Consider the following 19,353-nt stretch of genomic DNA (forward strand, 5'->3'; position numbering starts at 1 on the left):
GCGCGAAACGATAAGCAGATCGGCGCGCCCGCTGGTCCAGCAGACGCGCCAATTTGTTACGATCTCTCCCCGGTCGTCTCCGGGGAGAGGATGTGTCGGCTTACGGCAGAATGGTGGTGGCCGCATCCTGGATGAAGAAGGCGGTATTGAAGCCATACGCTGCCTCGAACCCCGCGATCCCTCCGCCAGTGACGGCGCTTTGCCCAGCGACGGCGAACACGTCTTGCGCCGTCAGCGAGGTTACACCGTCCAGTTTGATCTGGATGTCCAGGCCATCCAGAACACCGTCATCGTTGACGTCTGCCCACAGGATGCTCCGGTTCGTCTCGAACACCACCTGGAGAGCGCCTTCTCCCGCCGTGACGGAGGTTTGGGCGTCGGCGAAGTCGAGAACGTTGCCGAGGAATTCGACCGAGCCCAGCCCCACTGCTTCCTGTAGTGAGCGGAGATCAATGCGATCGGTGCCCGATACGAAATCGGTTACCGTATCCCGCGTCTGCGGCGTTGCGCTATCCAGGCCGGATGTGAAGACAAACACATCACGGCCGGCTCCGCCTGTGAGCGTGTCCGCCTCCGCGCCGCCATGGATCACGTCGTCGCCGGCACCGCCCAGCATGGTATCCTGGCCCGCGCCGCCGCTGAGCACATCGCTGCCGGTACCGCCGTCGAGCGTGTCGCTTCCGGCATCACCCTGCGCGCGGTCATCGCCGCCACTGAGCGTCGCAATGTCATCACCGGCACCCAGATTGACGCGCGAGTCCTGATCGATACCCGCGCCGCTGAGCAGCACATTGTCATCCCCGATACCAGTCGAGATCGATCCCGCCACGCCTGTGACGCGATCATTGCCCGCCCCGGTGGCGATGCGATCCTGATCTGCCGGTAATCCGAAGCCGTAGGTGAACCCGCCGGACCCAGCCGCGCCAAGATTGATGACGTCGTTGCCGGAGCCGCTGATGACATAGTCGACGTTCGGCGTGCCGGCCGTCGCCAGATTGACGACGAGATTGGCTGTCGCTGCAGCAGCGTTGATGAAATAAGCGTCGCCGAAGGTGCCGGCGTTTCCAGCGGCGGAGATGGTCTGTGTATCGCCGGCGATATCGTCCGCGCTGGTGTCCAGCACCAACGTCGTAGAGGTAAACACGGAGGATGCCGATGCGCCGACCGCCATGCTGATGGTTTCCACCTCGGTCAGATTGGTGAGATCGGCGATCTGATTATCGGCGGCGACGATGATCTGCGCAACGTCGCCGCTGCCCGACCCGCCTTGCAGAGTGTCACCGTTGGTAAATGCACTCGCTTCACCGACAAAGGTGACGGCGGCGCCTGAGACCGAGCCGTTGAACGCCCCGGTAACAGTGTCGTCGCCACCGGCAAGATTGATCGTCAATGCCGTGGTGAAACCGCCATCCAGGAAAAGGCGATTGTTCTGGTCAGAGAAGTTGACCGTTTGCAGCCCGGATGCAGACGCGCGATCACCCAGAATAGCATTCACGGCGGTTGCTGCCGTGCTCTCCAGGATTTCCACGCCGCGGACACCCACGGTATCGTTATCGGCATCGCCATAGCTGTCGTCGGTGATCAGACCACCGGTCTGCACCACGGCATCTGTTCCGGCATTGCCGTTGAACGTAATCGTTGATCCGAGATCGCCACCATTCACATACAGCCGATCAACGCCAGCGCCGCCCTGGAACCGGATGTTATTGTTCGTGCCGATGTTGTTCTTGAAGACCTCCGTCGTGGCGGCGGAGCCCCGGATTGTCAGCTGGTAGTCGGCATCGAGCAGATCATCATCAAGCGTGATCTGCGTGGTATCGAGCGTATCGGCCAGCAGCGAGCTGTCCACTGTGATGTTCACGAGCGAGCCAACGCCGCTCGCGACGCTGCCCTCGAAGCTGAGTGAATAGACATCGGCATCGTTGCCCGCAGGCGGGGTTGAGGGATCGCTGCCGTCGCCGGCAAGTCGATAGACTTCCACGTTGCGGACAAGGTCCAGGTTAACCGCCGCGTCGACTGCCTGACCATCGCCCAGGGCGCTGACATTGTTCAGCAGAACCGTATCTTCGCCAGCGCCACCGTTGAACGCGTCGCGCGTGTTGAATTCGCTGTCGTCAACGATCAGCGTGTCGTTTCCTGAGCCGGATGTGACGGACTGATCGCCCGAGCCCGCGTCAATGGTATCGTTGCCGCCGCCGGTGATGATACGGTCATTCCCACCAGCGGAGGCGTCGACCAGCAGATCCGCGCTATATTGCCCGGCGTCCAGCGTGTCGCCGATCCGCGCCGCGTTGTTCAGATAGACGGAGCGGATCCCGCTTTCCTCGGCCTCTCTGGCGATCTGGACATTGCTACCCGTGCCGACGACGATCAGCTGTTCCATGTCGGAAACATTGGTGAACGCTGCATCGACCAACGCGGCACCCTGCACGAGCAAGGTGTCGATCCCGCCGGCGCCGCCATTGATGGTGTCGGCAGCGGAAAGCTGGTCGGCATTCACGCGGTCGCCGGCAACGATCGTGTCATTGCCGGCGCCGCCGCTGACGTTGTCTGCGCCGGTGCCAAGCGTGATCCGGTCCGCACCGCCCCCGCCAAGCGCGACGTTGTTGCCCGACAGAAGGATGATCGCATCGCTGCCGCCTTGGCCATCAAGCGTATCGCCGCCCACGCCGATCAGCGTATCGCTTCCGCCTCCCGCCGCGACGGTATCCGCCAGCGCGCCGCCTCGGATGACGTCGCTTGCGCCGCCACCGGAAATGTCGAACGCGAAATTGGTGACCGCTGAGCCATCAAGCGTCAGGGTTTCCGCGCCCAGCGGCCCGCTGGACAGTTGCACGGCGCGTACCGAAAGGCGACCGCCCGTCGTCGGAGCATTGTCGTTGTCGAGCGTGAGATTGTAGGTCGCCGGCGCGTTGCGGCTGCCATAGCCACTCAACAGGTTGATCTGTTCGATATTGTTGAACAGGCTAGCGGTGGTCAGCGTCGTGGTGAAGTTGATCGTCAGCGAATCCGCGCCTTCCCCGCCGTCCAGATCGTCGCCGTCCGTGAGCTGATCGGCCCAGTTGAACGCATCATCGCCGCGCCCTGATGTTACTGTATCCGCACCCCCTGCCACCGTGCCGATCCGCAGCGCGCGATCGAAGCTGCTGGCGTCCACCACATCATCCCCGCTACTGAGCAGCGTGATGCGGCTGATCCCGGCCTGTTCGGCGTTGTTGAGCCCGCCCTGGTTCAAGGCGCCATTGTTGCCGCCCAGCCACGTGTCGCCGGCGGTCGCCAGTTCCAGCGTCTCGATTGCAACGACGTTCTCGAAGCGGGCGTCGTCGTCCTGATCCGATCCGCCGAGCGCGCTGATCTGCAGCGTGTCGGTGCCCGCTCCGCCATTGACGATATCCAGCGCGATCCCGGACACGTCGTTGCGCGCGTCAAGATTGTCGCCGAAGCTGATCGTGTCGTTGCCGGTCCCGCCGTCGACATCGTGCCGCCCCGCGCCGACGAGGACAAGATCATTGCCTTCACCAGCGTCAATCTCCTCTCGCAACAAGCCGGCCGCCGGCGCGTCGCCGCTCTCGATATAATCGTCGCCGTCACCGCCATCGATCACGTCGCGGTCGCCGCCCGTGAAGATCACGTCTCGCCCTTCACCCGCGTTGATGACGTTGCGACCCGCCGCCGCGGAGATCCGGTCATCACCGATGCCGGAATCGATAAAATCCTCTCCGCCGCCGGCATCGATCACGTCATTGCCCTCGCCGGCGCTGATCGTATTGTTGCCGCCGCCCGCGTTGACATAGTCGTTGCCGCTGCGGGTCTCGATGCGGTCATCCCCCACGCCCGCAGTGATCGTGTCGGCGCCCGTGCTGCCGATGACACTGGCGCCTGCCAGATTGTTGGCGAAGCTGATCGACAAGCGGCCGCTTGCGCCGGTGGCGTCAATCGTCCGCACCGTCGCGTTGAGCGCGGTCGCGATGGCGATGCTTCCGGTGCCGCTGATGTTCAGCGTGGTGAGATTGGTGTCCAGCCGATCGATGACGGAATTGCCGCGCACCATAAGGTTCACGGTTTCGACACCGGCATTGCCGGTGCCGACGCTGCCGATGCGCACGGTGCTGACGTCGGTGCGCGTCACGTTGACGCTCACCTGATCGTTTGCGCCCGTCAGCACTCGGTCCCGGAAGAGCATTTCGACATCCGTCGTGCTCGCATCGGTGGTGTCGATGATGTCCAGGGATGTGTTCGGATTGATATTGTCGATCTGGGTGAAGCGAACCGAATTGGTACTGTTCGTCACGGCGTAGCGGCTGGTCTGGGCCGAGCCGGACATGTCGAAAATCAACTGGGCGGTAGAATCGTTGGTGACCTCGAGCCGCTCGACGCTGCGCAGCTCGAACGCGCCGTAGGTAACCTGCGTTCGGCCGCCATAATCGCCGTCGGCAAAGAAGCGGAAGCGGTCGAACCCGGAATAGCCAACTAGGATATCGCCCGCGTCGAAATTATCCTCGTTGCCGATGAAGATATCGTCTTCGTCCGGGTTGCCGACGGCAAGCTCCTGACCAGTCTGCAATGTGATATTCGCCAAGCTTCTTCTCCTGCCCGTTGCAGAGGCGGCCTTCTGCAGTGGAGACACGCCACGCTCATGGTAAACAATGACCATGCAATGTTGACTGTGACTCCGGCTTCGGCTCGCTCCCTGTTGAAGAAGACCAGCCGACTTCAAGAGTCGGAGGATCAACGGGAAAGGTGATAGTCGATGTGAACTTACCGCGCATCGTCAACAAAGACGAGAATAGTCGTAAACCGAGCAATTTGCCTTGTAAGAAACAGCAGGTTCCATCCGCTGATGGAGTGGTGTGAATCTACGCTGCTCTACTTTACGCCGCGGCGATAATGCGCGGATCCATGAACTTGCAGCGCTCCATCCTGTGCAGCGCTTTCTTGCGGTCTGACGTGGTGCATCTAGCGATCTCGAAACAGAGATGATCGCAAGGTCATTCGATAAGGCCAACTCTGACGAGCGCCCAAACAATCGCGCGGGCAGTTTCGCGGATCGATCTCGCCAGCCGCGGATGGTGCGCGCACTGGTGCAGGTCCGAAGAATGCGCGCACCCCTGTTGCTTGATCGCCATGTCGCACGCCGGACGGACGTCGCCTGGCGCTTGCGCTTCCATCACTTGGTCGCGAGCTGTTTCAGCGACCATCATGGGCGAGCGGACGTGACAAAGGACCGCAGTACCGCGAGAAGGCCGTTGCGGCCATTCATGCTTAGCGAAAGCAGTCGTCGACGCCGATCTGCTGCGTCGGCTTTGCTGATGATCAGCCCGTGCAGCTCCAAGCGTCTGATCCACTCGAGCCCGGTGGTGTCGGGTAGCCGTGCGGCGATGGTCACGCTCTTGACGTAGGAAGGGCGGCCGCTTCCCTCGTCGATCAGGATGCTGAGCAGGATGTCCCAACCGGGATCGCTGAACAGGCCCGGGCGACCAAGGAAAGCTTCCTGCTTTTGCCGCAAATCACCTAGAAGCTTAGCAGCTACCAGAAGGTGGCTGGGGATCGCTGTTCCGGGGGTTTCAATATCTCGCGTTGTCAGGCTCGGTCCGTATTGAAGACCTTCTGCCATCCTAGCCAACTGCATGATTAAATGTCTCCCGGATGATGGGCGACTCAATTGTTATGTTCTGTTTAAATGAAAAGCAGTGCGACATCTCGCTGAGGTTAACCGTACTTCTTTGCTTGGTTAATATTCTTAAGTTTTCAATGTGGGTTGTTATAAAAGATATCAGCCGGCTAGGGCGCCAGTTGCGCAACAGGTAACGCGACTGTTTTCACAGGCGCAATAGTTTTGCTGCCTTTTACATCCGGAACGGATGCAAGGGAGCGGCTCCACGCCCGTTCCTGGCCTCAACCATGGTCCTCCGGAGCCTCGCGCAGCGCCTCGGCAATCTGATCCTCCGTCAGGCTGAACACTGCGGCCAGGCTCGCGACGGACGCGCCGCGCGCCGCGAGCATGCGGATCCTGCCTGCATCGACGATCATCGCGTAATTGCTGGTGTCGCGTTGTTCGCGCACGATATCCTTGCGACCGGAACCGCGCCTTCGCTGTGCAGCGGCCTTGTGCGGGTCGCTCAGCGCCAGCTTCGCCTCGGCGTCGCGCCGTTCCTGCCTGATCCGTTCGCGTTTGGCCGCCTGTTCCTCGCGCGCGCGGGCGCGCGCCTCCAGCCGTTCGGCCATGGTGTCGACCCGTGCGCGTGCCCGCTCCTCCCGTGCGCGGGCCCGTTCGGCCTCGCGCTCTTCCGGGCTTTCATTCGTGCGGATGCGAAAGCCGGTGGTGCCCGTGTTGCTCCAGCTCTTGTCGACCACGAACCACTCTCGCCTGTTTGACTGCGGCGCGCGCGACCATGCCGCCGCGCCGGGGGGGGCCAGCTACAATGGCGTGCATGGGAATGCCAGGCATCTGGTGGCGTTTGTGGAACGCGACACCGCGATCGGCGCTTGGTGTTGATCGCGATGCCCATCGATGCGGGGCTGCGGCGTGCCGGCACGCTGGCACGGTGCTCGCATCAGGTGGATCTCGCCGGTGAGTCTGAGATGAAAGGTAGATGATGGCGGACGATCGACGCGGACGGGCCGTTCCAAGCGGGCGATTGTCGCGCTTCGGGCGCTTCGGGCGGCTGGCGGGCGGCGTTGCCGGCGGCGTGCTGGCGGAGGGCACCCGCCGGCTGGCCTCGGGCGAGCGCCCCCGGATGGGTGACCTGCTTCTCACGCCGGCCAACGCTGCGCGGGTCGCCGACCAGCTGTCCCATCTGCGCGGCGCGGCCATGAAGCTGGGCCAGATGATCTCGATGGATGCGGGCGAGCTGCTCCCGCCAGAGCTGACGCAGATCCTGGCCCGGCTGCGCGACAATGCCCATCACATGCCCCCGGCGCAGCTTGAGCGCGTGCTTGCGGCGGAATGGGGGCGCGACTGGCGCCGGCGCTTCCGGCATTTCCAGGCGCATCCGATTGCCGCCGCCTCGATCGGTCAGGTTCACCGTGCGGAACTCCCGGACGGGTGCGTGCTGGCGATCAAGGTGCAATATCCCGGCATTGCCGGCAGCATCGACGCCGACGTTGATAATGTCGCCACGCTGCTTCGTGTGTCCGGGCTCCTGCCACGCGAGATAGACATCGCACCGCTGCTTACCGAGGCGAAGCGCCAGCTTCACGATGAGGCGGATTATGGGCGCGAGCTGGCCATGCTGGAACGTTACCGCGCGCTGATCGGCGATGATCCCGCCTATGTCGTGCCGGATGCCGTGCGGGAGCTCAGCACGGGGCAGGTGCTGGCAATGGAATATGTTCCCGGCGCGCCGATCGAGGCGCTGGAGGAAGAGCCGCAGGCCGTCCGCGATCGCGCGGCAAGCGCGCTCATCGCGCTGGTGCTGCGCGAGTTGTTCGACTGGGGCCTCATGCAAACGGATCCCAACTTTGCCAATTACCGCTGGCAGGCGGAAACGGGGAGGCTGGTGCTGCTCGATTTCGGCGCCGCGCGTCCGGTCGGGCGGGCAACCAGCGCTGGCTATCACCGCCTTCTCATGACGGCGCTGGACAATGATCGCCAGCGCGTCCGCGAGGCGGCGATCGCCGCCGGTTTCCTCGGAAGAGAGGCGGCGGAGCGACACAGCGACATTGTTGACCGGATGATCGACGTGATCGTGGCGGAGCTGCACCGGCCGGGGCCATTCGACTTCGGTGATCGACGCTTCGTCTCGGTCGTGCGCGAGCAAGCGATCCCGATGGCACGCGATCGTCAGACGTGGCACGTGCCGCCCATCGACACGCTGTTCGCCCAGCGCAAGGTGAGCGGCACCGCCTTGCTCTGCGCCCGGCTGAAGGCACAGGTTCCGCTTCGCCAGTTGATCGAGAGCTATCGCGCAGCGACAATTCCGGCGGAATAACAACGATCGGGGAACGCCACCGCGCGGCAATCGTCCTTTCGCCGAGACGTATCGAAGGGACAGCAACATGGCGATCTTCAACAAGGACATGATTGACCTCGCGAACCGGAACACGCTTTGGCAGAAGGAGGTGTACCGCGATCGCAAGATCCAGATCGTGCTGATGAGCATTCCTGCCGGTGAGGAAATCGGCATGGAGACGCACCCGGCCGATCAGACGACCTTCATCGTCAGCGGAGAGGCGCAGGTGGTGATTGACGGCCATTCGACTAAGGCGGGCGCGAACCACATGGTGGTGGTGCCCAAGGGCTCGCAGCACAATGTCATCAACAAGGGCTCCGGCGACCTGAAGCTCTTCTCCGTCTATGCGCCGCCGGCCGAGCCGGAGGGAGCAGCCTTCAAGACCAAGGAAGAGGCCGAAGAGGCGGAAAAGGGGCTGCTGTCGAAAGCCGCCGACAAGGTGAAGGAAGCGGTCGGCCGATAACGTCGCAGGGCCGGGTCCGCATGGCGCGACCCGGCCTGACCATCACCGATATCGGACCCCCCAGGCGCCGATATCGCCAACGCTCCGCCAATCTGTCGTGCCGAAGCTTGCCGGCGCGGCGACGAATGGCCGTCTGGCGGAGCGGACCCGCTCGTCAGCCGTTGGGAGCGCTCCAAAAAGGACGGATGCGTGACCAGCAAGCCTTTGAATTTCCTGATTGCAGAAAGTGAACCGCCCGAATCCCGTGACAAGCGACGCGATTCCGTCGGCCGAAGCTCCGGTGAAACCTATGAGGCCGTGCTGCGCCACATCGCGCCCGCGGCGAAGCTGTCGCGCATCGCGCCGGCGGACGGGGTGATCGACAGCGCGGCTCGGCAGGCACTTGAGTCGGCGGACGGCGTATTCTTCACCGGCTCGCCGCTGCACCTGTACGACGAGACGGCCGAAGGGCGCCGCGTCGTCGAGTTCATGCGGGCCGTATTCGCGTCGGGTACGCCCGCGTTCGGCTCCTGCGCCGGCCTGCAGGTGGCGACAGTGGCCGCCGGCGGCAGCGTCGGCCCCATGAAGGGTCGCCGGGAGGCCGGCTTCGCACGGCGCCTCCACCTCACCGACGAAGGCGCGGGGCACCCAATGCTCGATGGGCGGCCACCGGTATTCGACGCGCCCGCCATCCACACCGATGAAGTGACCGCCCTTCCGGAGGCGAGCACGTTGCTGTGCGTCAACACGACCACCAGGATCCAGGCGGCGGAGATCCGATGCGGCGACGGCCTGTTCTGGGGCGTGCAATACCACCCGGAGATCAGCCTGTACGAAATCGCGGCTGCCTTGCGGCGACAGGCCGACGATCTGATCGAGCATGGCCTTGCCCCGGATGCGGGCACGGTGGCCGATCATGCCGCCTTGATCGAGGCGCTGCATGACGCGCCAGACCGCCGCGATCTCGCCTGGCGGCTTGGCGTGGACAGCGAGGTGATCGTTCCGGAGCGGCGCACCAGGGAAATCCGCAACTTCGTGGAACGTCTGGTCCTGCCGACCCGCTCGCGACGCGGGCGCGCCTAACGCTGCTGCGGTGGGTGCAGAGCCGATCAGCACCGTGCGCAGTGCACGACGATCGCAATGGCTGGCATCGCGCCGTCGGCTCTGCCATCGGGATGCGGCATGAAGCTGCGCGACTTCCTCTTGCTGGTGCTGATCTGCCTCGTGTGGGGCTACAGCAATGTGTTGAGCAAGATCGTGGTCGGCAACTGGAGCATTCCGCCGCTTTTCTTTGCCGCTGTCCGCTTCGCCGTGGTGATTGCCGCGACAATCCCGTGGCTGCTGCCGATGCCGCGGCCGCGCTGGCGCATCATCGTCATCGGTCTGTTGATGGGGGCGGGCAACTTCGCGTTGCTGTTCATCGGCTTGCAGTCGGCCAGCCCATCTGCCGCCGCCGTGGTGATCCAGATCGGCGTGCCGTTCACGACCCTCCTGTCGATCGTGATGCTGGGGGAACGGATCCATTGGCGACGCGGCCTCGGCATCGCGCTCACCCTGGCGGGCGTTCTGCTGGTGGTGTGGAACCCCGACGGCGTCGCGCTGTCGGCTGGGCTGTGGTTCGTGGTCGGTGCCGCCTTTACCGGCTCGCTCGGCGCGGTGCTGATGAAGCAGGTGGAGGATGTCGCACCGCTGCGCTTTCAGGCATGGGTCGGGCTCGTCTCCTTCCTGCCGCTGGCGCTTGCCTCGGCAATTTTCGAGCAGGGCCAATGGACGAGCGCCTGGGCGATCGGATGGCCGTTCGTCGGCGCGGTCCTGTTCGCCGCGCTGGTCGTCTCGGTCGTCGGCCACACCAGCTATTACGGGCTGATCCGCCGTTATGAGGCCAACCTGCTCGCACCGCTCACGCTGATGACCCCGCTCTTCACTATCGCATTTGGCGTCGTGCTGACTGGCGACCGGCTTGATCTCAGGATGGTGGCTGGTGCGATGCTGGCGCTGGCGGGCGTGCTGGTCGTGGCGCTCCGCTCCCGTCCGCAAAGCCCCTTGCTGGCCGAGCGGGAGCAGGCATGATGCCGCGCGATCAGGCCGCGGTTGGCTGTCCGGCCAGATAGGCGCGCACGAAATCCAGATCCGACGGCTTATCCACGTCAACGGCGGCCAGCCCGTCCCGGCATTCCACTACCGCCGCAGTGATGCCAGCGCGCCGGCCCAGCGCGGCAATCGCCTCCGAAAGCGACAAGCGCCCCATCAGATAGCGCAGGAGCAGGCCCGGGCCGAGCCGCCCGACGATGCGCCACGGGCGCTTGCGGTCGCGCTCCACCGCCTGCCACAGCCGAACCGCTGCCTCGGCCTTCGGTGTCGCCAGCAGGAAGAGGTTGCAGCCCGACCAGTCGCCGTCCGCGAACCGCAGATAGGTGCGGCGTGAGCCCGGCGCGGCCTGCTCCACCGCCTCGCGCCGTGCGAGCAGCACCGCCACGTCGGCCCCTCTCGGCACGTCAGCCAGGAATTGCCGAATCCATTCCGGCTGCAGCAGGGCGTGGTCGCCCGTCGTCACCAGCAACGGCGCGCCGAGTGTGGCGAGCGCCTCGGCCGTACTGGCGCTCGGGCCCGCCGCCGCTGGCAGGCGATTGGCGCCATGCTGTTCGGCTTCGGCGATGACGCCCGTCGCATTTGCCGCCACCGCTACGTTGGCGATGCCGGCCTCACCCAGGGCGCGAAGGACGCGCGCCAGCATGGTGGTACCGGCTAGTTCGATTAGCGCCTTGTCCGAAACGCCCGCATGGCTGGCGACCGGGTCGGTGCCGCCGCGCGAGCCGGCGAGCACCACCGCCGCTGGGATCACCGCAGCACCGTATGCCGCCAGAGCTGCCACAGCACGCCCGGGGCCGCCATGATCGGGTGCCGTTCCCGGAACGGCGTCACCATGACCTGCATCCCTGTGTGCCGCTCGATCTTCCATGCGGCATAGCGCGTCGCGCCGTCGAAGGTGAAGGCGGCCTTCATCAATCGGGCAAGGTTCAGTCGCTTGCCCGCGCGCTCCAGCCGCAGCCATACGGAGGCAAGCGCGATGATCCCGGGTTCGGGCAGGTGCGGCGAGAGCTCCTCGCCAACCTGCTCGAATGCGATGCCGGCCTCCTGCCAGGCGAGCGGCAGCAGCTTGCGATAGCGCGCCTGGTCGAAGCCCAGGATCTGATCCTCACGGCCTGGCGCTTCGACGCGCAGTTCGGCGGCATAGGTCGCCCGGAACAGGCCGCGCCAGAAATCGATCGCATCGCCCTGTTCCGGGCCGTGCAGCGCCGCGAACCGGGCGGCCGTCATCGCCGCTTCCGCGACCGCGTCGAGCGTCTTCTGGCGAAAGCCCGGGTTCTTGGTCCAGACGAGTGCCGCCGGCTGAACGAAGCGGGCCCACACAGTGGTATCCAGCGTACCGCCCTGCGCCGCGCGCGCGAACGTCTCCAGCGGCATTGCCGCGACCTTCGCCCGCACGATCGTGCCGCCGACATTCACTTCGTGATAGCTGACGTCAGGCCACAGCAGGCGCGTCACCGCATTTCGGGACCTGCCGTCGCGCAGCACGTAGAAGTCCAGCAGCCCATCCAGATCGCCGGTACGAAGCACCGAGCCGTAGAACAGGACAGCCACACCGCCCAGCCGGCCGGCGATCACCCGGCCGGCCTGCTCCACCTCGGACGGCACGGCACGGTCCAGCTCCCCGGACAGGAAATCGGTAAGCGCGTTCACGGCGTGACGAACCGGATCGGCGCGCCCGTGCGCACGTCGATCGTGCCGCCCGGAAACATTTCGCCGTCGAGGATGAAGCCGCGTTCCAGCTTCAGCTGCACTGGCGGAATGCCATGCCCGTGGTGATAACCGAGGCGCTGCAGCCATCCGCCCTCGCGCCCGGCGACCACCGCTGCGGCGGCAACCGGCAGCATTCGCGGCGGCGCGTCAACGGCGAGCACGTCCAGCCCCGCGCCGGTCTTGCCGAGCGGCTTGATGCCCAGCGGCATGCGCTCCAGCGTGGACCCCAAAAGCAGGTAGAGGTTGCGGACGCTCGTCTCGCCGGTCGCGTAATCGAGGATCTCCACGCGCTCGCCGACGCGCCAGCGATTGGCCAGGCTACCAAAGCAGGTCTGCGCCACCGCGCCGATCAGCGACAGGCCAACGGCCAGCCCGTCGATCGCGCCAAGGCGGTGGGTCCCCTGCGCCAGTTCGGTCGCCATGACGAAGCCACCGACACCGAAGATGAACCCGCAGAGCGGTTCCTCGGCGTCCCGCCGGATCTCGATCGGCGCGCGGGTCTGGATCCGTCCAGTGGCATGGGCTGCGATCGCGTCCTGCAAGGACCAGCCCACCGGCACGCCAAGGTCGAGCGCCAACGCGTTGGTCTTGCCAGACGGCAGCAGGGCTAGCGGAGGAAGGTCGTCGCCGTAGATGCCGGTCGCCGCGCTCAGCACGTCGCGCACCGTGCCGTCGCCGCCGTCGATGACGAGCAGTTCCAGTTCCTGCTCGGCGAACGAGTGCAATGTCTTGACGAGCTGCTCGTTGGTCGTCGGCGCGGCCGCCAGCACACCCGGGCCAATCTTACGCTCCAGATCGACAGTCCAGTTGCGCCGGCTGCGCGGGTTGCTGATGATGCCCACGCGCGCGTCGCCTCGGGCGAAGCGGAAGGACGAATTGGGGGTGGGGGCCAGCTGCTTGCCGCCTCGATCACTCATCAGATCGGCGCGCGGCCCAACCTTGGGATGAAGAGCGACGCCCGTCGGGAAAAGCACTTTCACGAAATCTGACGTCCTCACAAATGCGTAACACGGTCGTGTTACCTACCGTGTTCCACCGTTGCCAACGCAAGTGGGCGCAAATGCGGCATTTCCGGTGCGGAAGTGGAACTGCCCCTTTCTTCCTGTCGTTCGCCTGGCACGCTCCGGCACGGCCGGAACTCTCGGCCGCACGCGCCAACCTGCTCTTCAGCCCTCTTAGGTCGCGACCGGAGCGGCGAAATTCAAGGTGCCGGGCGCCTTGCTCCGTCAGGCACGGGTGAGCGCATAGGCGCTACGCATCAGCGCGATCAGCGCCACGGCCGAGGCGGCGAGCGACGCGACGCCTGCCCCGATGATCCCAAAGCCAGGCATCAGGAGCACGACGAGGCAAAAAAGCACTACCGCCGAAAACATCCGGATCCGCAGTGCGCGGGCGGCGTGGCCCGTGCCCAGCAATACCGGCTCGAACCCCACGGCCATGATGTCCAGTCCGGCGGCCAGGCCCAGCAGCACGAGCACCGGAAAGGCGCCGAGATAGGCCTCGCCGGCGATCAGGTATAGCGCCGGCTTGCCGAGCGGAGGCACCAGGAGGCAGGTTGCCAGCCCCACGCCCAATGCCAGCCGGGCCGATTGCCGCACCAGCTTGCGCAGTTCCTCCGGGCGCTGGCTGGCATGGGCGCGGGTCACTTCGGGAAAGACGCCGCGCGCGAACAGATCCGCCAGGCGGACCAGCGACTGGCTGAGCTGATAGGCGAGGCGATAATTTCCCGCGGCGGCAGCGCCGGTGAGCAGACCGACGAGTACCACCGCAAATTGCCGGCTGGCCGCGTTCACCGTCGTGTTCAGATTGGTCACCAGCGCGAAATGCCAGATGCCCGGGTTTTCCGACGGCGCCCCCGACACGCCGCGCCATCCGCCGATCGCGTGCGGCGCAACCCGCGTCGCGCTGATCCAATAGCCGGTTGCCGTCAGCACTTCCGCGGCCGCCCAGGCGATCAGGAATCCGGTCACGCTAGCATCCTGCCATACCGCGATCACCGCACCGACGAAGCGGGCAATCGGCGTCACGGCATCGGCACCTGCACCAATGGCGAAGCGGTCATGCAGCCGCAGGATGCCCACTGCGGTGGAGCGTACCGACAGCAACAGGACCACGGAAAAGCCGAATGCCTGCCAGGCGAGCCCGGCAGACCAGCCGAAATGCCCCTGCATCAGCCATAAAGCGACGCCAGCGATGATGATGCCGACCAGCGCGCCGCCGATATCCAGCGCCAGGCAGAAGCGGATAAGGCGCGCGAGGGCGGCAGCGGAGCCGCGCTCGCGATGCGCCATCCCGAACCGCACCACGATTTGCCACGTCTGAAAGCCGACTAATGCCGCTACCGCCTGTGCGGTGCTGAGGATCAGGGTGAAGACGCCGAAGGTCTGAACCCCCAGCGATCGTGTCGCCAGCGCCAGATAGACGATGCTGAGTATTGCGCCGACGCCCTTGCCGGTCAGCAGCCAGCCGACATTGCGCAGCGCGCGCCGAAAGGGGGATATTGCTTCAAGGGGGGACGTCAACGGCTGTCTTCCACTCGCCACCGCGCTATGGGCCACGCGGATGCGCATTGCTTTCCTCTATATCGCAGAAGCCTATCAGTGCTACCACGGCGCGGCCATCGCGCTTGAGCTGGCACGCCGAACCGGCTGGACGATCGTCAATCATTATAACGATCCCGAGACCCCGCACCATCTAAGGCGGATCGCAGAGGCATGGGGCGGCCCGTTCCTGGAGGAGCGGCCGTTGCACAAGTCGCTGCTCACGCAGGGGCTGCAGCGGATCAAGCGGCTCGGCATGTTCAAGGACATGGTGATGCGCGACAACATCGCCGAACTGAACGGCTATGACGCGATATTCGCGGTGGAGAACACGGCCGCTTCCTTGCGCCGTCTGGGAGCCACGCACCCGCGCTTGATCTACAGTCCGCACGGCTTTGGCGATCGCGCGCGCGGGTTCATCCCGCGCATCGCGACTTTTGATCTCGTGCTGCTCGCCGGGCGCAAGACGGCGGCGCGGATGCTGTCAGAAGGATTGATCAGGGAAGGGGGCTATGCGCTTACCGGATCGGTGAAGCTCGATACTGCGGCACATATCGCCCGTGCCAGCGCATTGCCGTTCGATACCGCGCGGCCCACGGTGCTCTACAATGCGCATAAGGAGCCCAAGCTGACATCGTGGCATCGCTTCGTGGAACCGATGCTGGCCGGCTTCGCTGCCGACCCCGCCATGAACCTGATCGTCGCGCCCCATGTAAAGCTGTTCCGCCGGCGCAGCGAGGAGCTGCGCCAGCGATGGCGCGCCCGCAGTACCGCGAATGTGCTGGTCGATCCGGGTTCCGATCGTTCGGTGGACATGAGCTATGCCGCAGCGTCCGACATCTATGTCGGGGACGTCAGCAGCCAGGTGTACGAATTTCTTGCCGTCCCGCGACCCTGCGTGTTCCTGAACGCGCATGGCATCGACTGGCGTGATGATCCCAGCTTCGCGCACTGGCATTTGGGCGACGTGGTGGACGATCCGGCAAACCTGATGGCGGCGATCCACGCGGCGCCTGAGCGTCACGCGCTCTATCGGGAGCGTCAGGAGACCATGGCGGCCGCTAGCCTGGGCGATACCTCGCCGGGCGCGGCGGCTCGGGCAGCAGAAGCGGTGATCGCCTTTATGAAGGGGCAGGGGCGGCCATGAAGGTTGGTTTCCTTTTCAACCACGATGCCCTGCACCAGATCCGCCATACAGCGCCGGTGATCGCCGAGATCGTCCGCTATGCCGGGGTGGAGGCGGTTGTGCTCACGTCCTCATCGGTACAGGAGCGGGAAGTTCGCGCGCTTCTGGGCGACGCCGCGCGCAAGGTGACGTTCGTTTCCTTGAAGGTCGGCGCGATATCGGCGGCGCTCGACCGCGCGCTACGCTTCATCGCGCCCTTTCGTCGCATCGCGACCTTGCGTGAGAACCTGCCCGCCTTTGCCGCGCTCGACGTGATCGTCGTGCCGGAAACCACGTCCCTCCTGCTGCGTGACCGGTTCGGCCTCACTCGCCCGAAGTTCGTGTGGATTCCGCATGGCGCCGGCGACCGCTCTGTCGGCTTCCGGGCAGTGATGCGCGGGTTTGATCTTGTCCTGCTGTCCGGCGCCAAGGTGCGGGACAGGATGCTGGCCGAAAGGCTGATCACGCCCGACAACCACGTGATCGTCGGCTATCCCAAATTCGACACGATCGACGATGCCCCGCCGCCGCGCCTGTTCGACAATGATCGGCCAACGGTGCTCTACAATCCGCACTTCGATCCGTTGCTTTCCTCCTGGTACACGATGGGTGAGGATGTGATCGCGTGGTTCGCGGGCCAGGCGGACTATAATCTCGTTGTCGCGCCCCATGTCATGCTCGCGCAGCGGCGACTTCACGCGTCGGTCGAGCACCGCGTCGTCCGTTGGCGCCGGGATGTGGCGGAACGTTACCGCGAGCTGCCGCAAATCCGTGTCGACATGGGCAGCGAAGCCTCGGTGGACATGACCTATACGCGTGCGGCGGACATCTACCTTGGGGATGCCAGCAGCCAGATCTATGAATGGATCGTGCGGCCGCGCCCTGCCATCTTCCTTGATGCGAGCAGCGCGGATTGGAAGAACAACCCGGACTTTGCGCACTGGCAGCTTGGCGAGGTCATCCGTGATGTCGGTGCGCTGCCTGGGGCGCTGGATCGCGCGGTACGTCAGCCCGATCGCTTCCGCGCGGCGCAGCAGGCCGCCCTCGCGGCTACCTTCTCGCTGACGGACCAGCCTGCCTCCGCACGGGCAGCCGCCGCCATTGTGGAACGCTTCGGCGATGCGTGAGCGAATGCGCGCCGGTTCACGCTCGCTCCAACGGGACTGATCCTCGCGAAGTCCGTGTCCCGCCCACCTGCATCGACAAGCTCAGGGCAGACGGGTCAATCCGGTCGAGACCCGCTCGACTCGGTCCCCCAGTCCACCACTCGCCACCCTCGCTCGGCTGCCATGGCGCGCAGCTTGCGATGCGGATTGACGACGACCGGTTCATCGACCCAGTCGAAGGTCGGCCGGTCGCTGGCGTGATCGGAATAGAATCGGATGTGTGTGTCCGCACGGTTCATGCCGCTGCGGGCGAACCATGCGGCAATCATCGCCTGCTTGGCGTCCCCGTAACAGTTCGGGCCATTCAGCAGCGGCTGGATATCGCCCGTCACTCCGCGCGACGCCTCGGTTGCAACAAGATCGTCCGCACCAAGCAATCGTGCGATCGGATCGGCATAGAATCGGTGAGCGGCGGTCGCGATCACGATGCGGCGGCCTTCCCGTCGATCAGCCTCCATCTGCGTCCGCGCGCCCGGCCTGATGTGCGCGCGAACGATCCATTCCGCAAACGCCTGTGACACCGGCTCCAGCTGCTGTGGCGAGAGCGAGGGCCCGAGCAGGAAGCGATGCATTGCCTCCTTCAGCCGGTCGCGATCGATGATGCCTAGCGCGCGCGCGGCGGCGGAAACAGCCACGGCCGGCAGGAGGGCAAAGCGGATCGGCCGCAGCCGCCGGGCCGCGAACAGCAGATAGGGGGTCCAGGTCGGCAGACTGGTGATCGTGCGATCCAGGTCGTAGATCGCGAGCGAGACCGGCGGCGAGTTTTCCATTGGCCCGCTGGTGCAATGTGGGACTGCCCCATGTCAAAGGCGGCTCTATTGCCGAACCGTCGACCAGTTGCGCCGCAAATCGCATCAGGAGATCTGATGCGCGACCTCGCTCAGCAGCAGGCGTGCGATGGCACGGTCGGCGATCTCGACATCCACCGTGCCGCCGATCTCCCGATTGCCGCGCCGCGCCGGGTTGCGGACCAGGGTTCGGGCGAAGCGTTGCGCCCGGGCCATGGCTGCGTCCAGATCCGGCAGCTCATCACGTTGCACACGGTGAGACACATTATCAGGGGTACGTACACGAAAGACATAGTTCGGCATGCCAGCTAAATGTCTGAACCTCGGCGTGGTTTCGCGAGCTTCAACATAGAATCGTGCCTGTCGTGGCGGTCTGTTGCGCGGCAAGGCGATGTGGCAAGCAACGCAGGCATTCGGCGCGCCGCCAGCTTGAGCGACGACGCGCGCTTGGCCCGGGGAGCAACCCTTTGAAATTGCGACGTCGCGCCCCAGATAATGCGCATCGTTCAACAACGGAAAGGAGGTGGTCGAATGTCTCATTGTCTCACGCCGCTCGCGGCAAGTCTGATGGACGTGACCTCCACCGTGGAGTTTCTCGCCTGACGAGAGCCGCGAATGGCTGACAATGGAAAGGCCGCCTTCGAAAGAGGGCGGCCTTTCGCTTTATTGTCTCTGCAGCGCACCAGCGATGGATCAGCATCAGTGGCGTTCCCGCAAGGATCGTCAGGAACACAGGGCTTCGCCTGTCGTTGCTATTGGGTGACGGCGGGAGGCGATCCGAAGGGTTCCCGATCGGCCCGCTCCATCATGAAGCAGAGTTCCGGAGGACGCGATGACCGACAAGCAGCCGATGCAGGCCGATGGAGCCGGTGCGAAGCCGAAGGGTTCAGATGATCACGGCCAGGCCCCGGGCGAAAAGCGCGGCGATGGCGAGAGTCAGGGCGGGGCTTATCCCAATCCGCATACTGGCAAGGAAAGTGGCGGGTTCGATGGGGGCCAGAGCGGCCGCGCTTACCATGGCACGGGCCAGCTAGGCGACGAAAAGACCGGCGAGCAACCAAACGCCGGCTCCACAGAGTAACGGGTTTCGGAAGAGGGCGACCGATGCTGCCCTTGTGGGCGGCGCCGGGTGGTAATCCAGGGCGTGGTGACAGCGGGTAAGCCGCGAGGCTTGCCCGCTTTGAGCGAAGCAGCGTGACCTGGCTTGGTGAGCGAGGGGCGATTCGAGAGTGGCTGACCGTGGTTGCGGAAGATTCGTCATGCAGGGAATCGACCTGACCACCAATTCAGACGGATTCGGCCCGCAGATTCGCTGCTTCTCGATGGCTGCAGCATCTTTGATGCGGCGGCGCATATGCCGGGAGCAGGCTGTAAACCGCTGATTCCTTGCGGTTTTTCGGGGCTTCGCGTCTTCGGTTGCAAAAAGTGTTTGACGGTATTGGGTGGTCGCCCTAGATGGGTGTCACCGCAGCGGTGGCCGGAATGGTTGCCGCGGTGGT

Annotated in this window: 16 protein-coding genes; 7 read left to right on the forward strand and 9 right to left on the reverse strand. The window is 64.9% G+C overall.

The annotated features are described in order from the left end of the window. Positions 1-100: 100 nt before the first annotated feature. From AX702_RS12805 to AX702_RS12820, 3 genes are all read right to left on the reverse strand, one after another. Positions 101-4,579, reverse strand: coding sequence for a beta strand repeat-containing protein (locus AX702_RS12805; RefSeq protein WP_156455478.1), 4,479 nt, complete (start codon positions 4,577-4,579; stop codon positions 101-103). Between the two features lie 618 nt (positions 4,580-5,197). After that, positions 5,198-5,614, reverse strand: coding sequence for a hypothetical protein (locus AX702_RS12815; RefSeq protein WP_156455479.1), 417 nt, complete (start codon positions 5,612-5,614; stop codon positions 5,198-5,200). Between the two features lie 281 nt (positions 5,615-5,895). Next, positions 5,896-6,354, reverse strand: coding sequence for a hypothetical protein (locus AX702_RS12820; protein WP_066780156.1), 459 nt, complete (start codon positions 6,352-6,354; stop codon positions 5,896-5,898). A gap of 242 nt (positions 6,355-6,596) precedes the next feature. Here AX702_RS12820 and AX702_RS12825 point away from each other — a divergent pair, with 242 nt between their 5' ends. The 4 genes from AX702_RS12825 to AX702_RS12840 all read left to right on the forward strand — a co-directional run bounded on the left by AX702_RS12825 (position 6,597) and on the right by AX702_RS12840 (position 10,464). Next, on the forward strand, positions 6,597-7,931 hold the full coding sequence (locus tag AX702_RS12825; RefSeq protein WP_066780185.1) for an ABC1 kinase family protein: 1,335 nt from the start codon (positions 6,597-6,599) through the stop codon (positions 7,929-7,931). A 67-nt stretch (positions 7,932-7,998) separates the two neighbouring features. Further along, positions 7,999-8,415: a cupin domain-containing protein gene (locus tag AX702_RS12830; RefSeq protein WP_066780158.1), complete on the forward strand. Its 417-nt coding sequence runs from the start codon at positions 7,999-8,001 to the stop codon at positions 8,413-8,415. Positions 8,416-8,604: 189 nt separating this feature from the next. After that, on the forward strand, positions 8,605-9,477 hold the full coding sequence (locus AX702_RS12835) for a type 1 glutamine amidotransferase (RefSeq protein ID WP_231731845.1): 873 nt from the start codon (positions 8,605-8,607) through the stop codon (positions 9,475-9,477). A gap of 99 nt (positions 9,478-9,576) precedes the next feature. Further along, entirely contained in the window at positions 9,577-10,464 is an 888-nt protein-coding gene (locus AX702_RS12840; protein ID WP_066780189.1) for a DMT family transporter, read from the forward strand. Positions 10,465-10,474: 10 nt separating this feature from the next. Here AX702_RS12840 and AX702_RS12845 read toward each other — a convergent pair whose 3' ends face one another. The 4 genes from AX702_RS12845 to AX702_RS12860 all read right to left on the reverse strand — a co-directional run bounded on the left by AX702_RS12845 (position 10,475) and on the right by AX702_RS12860 (position 14,717). Continuing rightward, on the reverse strand, positions 10,475-11,236 hold the full coding sequence (locus AX702_RS12845) for an NTP transferase domain-containing protein (RefSeq protein ID WP_066780191.1): 762 nt from the start codon (positions 11,234-11,236) through the stop codon (positions 10,475-10,477). Next, positions 11,233-12,135: a hypothetical protein gene (locus AX702_RS12850; protein ID WP_066780160.1), complete on the reverse strand. Its 903-nt coding sequence runs from the start codon at positions 12,133-12,135 to the stop codon at positions 11,233-11,235. Before AX702_RS12850 ends, AX702_RS12845 begins: the two co-directional genes overlap by 4 nt. Continuing rightward, entirely contained in the window at positions 12,132-13,175 is a 1,044-nt protein-coding gene (locus AX702_RS12855) for a diacylglycerol/lipid kinase family protein (RefSeq protein ID WP_066780162.1), read from the reverse strand. Before AX702_RS12855 ends, AX702_RS12850 begins: the two co-directional genes overlap by 4 nt. A 246-nt stretch (positions 13,176-13,421) precedes the next feature. Beyond that, on the reverse strand, positions 13,422-14,717 hold the full coding sequence (locus tag AX702_RS12860; RefSeq protein WP_066780171.1) for a lipopolysaccharide biosynthesis protein: 1,296 nt from the start codon (positions 14,715-14,717) through the stop codon (positions 13,422-13,424). A gap of 40 nt (positions 14,718-14,757) precedes the next feature. Here AX702_RS12860 and AX702_RS12865 point away from each other — a divergent pair, with 40 nt between their 5' ends. Then, complete coding sequence (locus tag AX702_RS12865) at positions 14,758-15,882, forward strand: hypothetical protein (protein WP_066780172.1); 1,125 nt, start codon at positions 14,758-14,760, stop codon at positions 15,880-15,882. Continuing rightward, entirely contained in the window at positions 15,879-17,027 is a 1,149-nt protein-coding gene (locus AX702_RS12870; protein ID WP_066780174.1) for a hypothetical protein, read from the forward strand. The genes AX702_RS12865 and AX702_RS12870 overlap by 4 nt, the downstream gene beginning before the upstream one ends. Before the next feature lie 95 nt (positions 17,028-17,122). Here the strand turns inward: AX702_RS12870 and AX702_RS12875 are convergent, their stop codons facing one another. Further along, positions 17,123-17,836: an HAD family hydrolase gene (locus tag AX702_RS12875; protein ID WP_066780175.1), complete on the reverse strand. Its 714-nt coding sequence runs from the start codon at positions 17,834-17,836 to the stop codon at positions 17,123-17,125. 84 nt (positions 17,837-17,920) lie between these two features. Further along, positions 17,921-18,394: a DUF6894 family protein gene (locus AX702_RS22105; protein ID WP_156455480.1), complete on the reverse strand. Its 474-nt coding sequence runs from the start codon at positions 18,392-18,394 to the stop codon at positions 17,921-17,923. A gap of 292 nt (positions 18,395-18,686) precedes the next feature. Here AX702_RS22105 and AX702_RS12885 point away from each other — a divergent pair, with 292 nt between their 5' ends. Continuing rightward, on the forward strand, positions 18,687-18,935 hold the full coding sequence (locus tag AX702_RS12885) for a hypothetical protein (RefSeq protein ID WP_066780179.1): 249 nt from the start codon (positions 18,687-18,689) through the stop codon (positions 18,933-18,935). The last annotated feature ends 418 nt before the right edge of the window (positions 18,936-19,353 follow it).

Source organism: Sphingomonas sp. CCH5-D11, assembly GCF_001557395.1.
Classification (GTDB): Bacteria; Pseudomonadota; Alphaproteobacteria; order Sphingomonadales; family Sphingomonadaceae; genus Sphingomonas.

Excerpts from the sequence above, each read along its gene's own strand:
- AX702_RS12815 (WP_156455479.1), bottom strand. The coding sequence starts at position 5,614 with ATGGCAGAAGGTCTTCAATACGGACCGAGCCTGACAACGCGAGATATT.
- AX702_RS12825 (WP_066780185.1), top strand. The coding sequence starts at position 6,597 with ATGGCGGACGATCGACGCGGACGGGCCGTTCCAAGCGGGCGATTGTCG.
- AX702_RS12830 (WP_066780158.1), top strand. The coding sequence starts at position 7,999 with ATGGCGATCTTCAACAAGGACATGATTGACCTCGCGAACCGGAACACG.
- AX702_RS12840 (WP_066780189.1), top strand. The coding sequence starts at position 9,577 with ATGAAGCTGCGCGACTTCCTCTTGCTGGTGCTGATCTGCCTCGTGTGG.
- AX702_RS12865 (WP_066780172.1), top strand. The coding sequence starts at position 14,758 with ATGCGCATTGCTTTCCTCTATATCGCAGAAGCCTATCAGTGCTACCAC.
- AX702_RS12870 (WP_066780174.1), top strand. The coding sequence starts at position 15,879 with ATGAAGGTTGGTTTCCTTTTCAACCACGATGCCCTGCACCAGATCCGC.
- AX702_RS12875 (WP_066780175.1), bottom strand. The coding sequence starts at position 17,836 with ATGGAAAACTCGCCGCCGGTCTCGCTCGCGATCTACGACCTGGATCGC.
- AX702_RS22105 (WP_156455480.1), bottom strand. The coding sequence starts at position 18,394 with ATGAGACATTCGACCACCTCCTTTCCGTTGTTGAACGATGCGCATTAT.
- AX702_RS12885 (WP_066780179.1), top strand. The coding sequence starts at position 18,687 with ATGACCGACAAGCAGCCGATGCAGGCCGATGGAGCCGGTGCGAAGCCG.